A 1,379-nucleotide genomic window follows, 5' to 3' on the forward strand; every position below is an offset into this window, starting at 1 on the left:
GCGGTGATCGATGCGCGTGACCGGCCGCCCCGGCCAGGTGCCTCGTCACCGGGCCGGGGCCGTACGCGGGTGTGCGAATGGAATGGAGGAAAGGGGTCCGGGACCGCGGGTCAGCCGACCGTCGTCGGGCGCGGCGCCAGGTCGGTCCAGTGCTGCTCGATGTACTCCAGGCAGGCCTGGCGGTCGTTCTCGCCGAAGGCCGTGGTCCAGCCGGCCGGGACCTCGATCACGTTCGGCCACAGGGAGTGCTGGTTCTGGTCGTTGACCAGGACCAGGTAGCGGCCCTCGGCGTCCTCGAACGGGTTCGTCACAGCGGTTCTCCTTCTGTACGGGATGTGCGGGATGTGCGGGATATGCGGGATCTGCCGGATCCACGAATTGGACGTTCACGCAAGCGAAGGGAGACGGTGCCCGGTGGGGCGGCGTCCGGTCTGCTACGGGTGGAGGTACGGGCCCGCCGCTTCCGGGAGCCAGACGTCCTCCGGGTCCAGGGCGGCGGGCGTGTACTTGCCCAACGCGCTGATCAGCAGCCGCAGTTCGAAGGCGAGGCAGGCGACCAGCCGGGCGATCCCGTCCTGCGGGTCCTCGTCCGCCGCGAGCAGGGCCGCCCGGCCCAGCCCGACGGCGCGGGCGCCCAGCGCCAGGGCCTTCGCGGCCCGGGCGCCCTCCCACATCCGGCCCGAGGCCAGCAGGCAGTGCGACCGGGACGGCGGCCCCAGCCGGCGCAGGCACTCGCCCAGCGGCAGGCCCACCTGGTCGAGGAAGCTGCTGGGCGCCCAGCCGCTGCCGCCCTCGGCGCCGTCCACGGTCACCGAGTCCGCGCCGCTCGCCCACGCCACGACCGCCGCCTCGTGGATGTCGCGCCCGGGCGGGAGCTTCACCCAGATCCGCGCGCGCGGATAGTTGTTGCGCATGAACCGGATCTGCTGGCGCAGGATCTCCGCCGTGAACGTGCCCGGGCTGCTGGACCGCAGCACCCGGTCGTCGGCGCCCGCCTCCTCGCCCTGCCCGGTGCCGAAGACGCTCTCGTCGGTGCTGTACCGGCCCGCCAGCTGGTCCGCCACCGAGCGCTTCAGCACCGTCATCCCGCCGAGCCCGGGTTTGGCGCCCTGCCCCACCTTCAGTTCGAAGGCCAGGCGGCCCGACTCCAGCAGCGCCTTCGCGGCCGGGGCGCTGTAGATCTGGTTCCACACCTCGGCGTCCGCGTCCTCGGTGCTCTGCTGGAACGCCAACCCGCCCATGCCGTCCGGGAGTTCCTGCTCGTAGGCGCGCAGCCGGGCGAGCATGCTGTCCCCGGTGTCGGCGGAGGAGTCAGCGGAACCGCCGCCAGGGCCACCGGCGAAGCCGTTGGTCGGCACCACGTTCTCGCCGATGACCAG

The 1,379-nt window shown here is 73.0% G+C and carries 2 protein-coding genes; both read right to left on the reverse strand.

Going from position 1 to position 1,379, the window contains the following annotated elements; genetic code table 11:
- Positions 1-110 precede the first annotated feature (110 nt).
- Positions 111-311, reverse strand: a complete 201-nt coding sequence (locus ACFU6K_RS39085; RefSeq protein ID WP_380671446.1) for an MbtH family protein — start codon at positions 309-311, stop codon at positions 111-113.
- Between the two features lie 123 nt (positions 312-434).
- On the reverse strand, positions 435-1,379 hold a 945-nt coding region (locus ACFU6K_RS39090), incomplete at its 5' end, for a glutamate synthase-related protein (RefSeq protein WP_380671448.1).

Origin of the sequence: Kitasatospora sp. NPDC057512, assembly GCF_042802135.1 — a bacterium.
Classification (GTDB): domain Bacteria; phylum Actinomycetota; class Actinomycetes; order Streptomycetales; family Streptomycetaceae; genus Kitasatospora.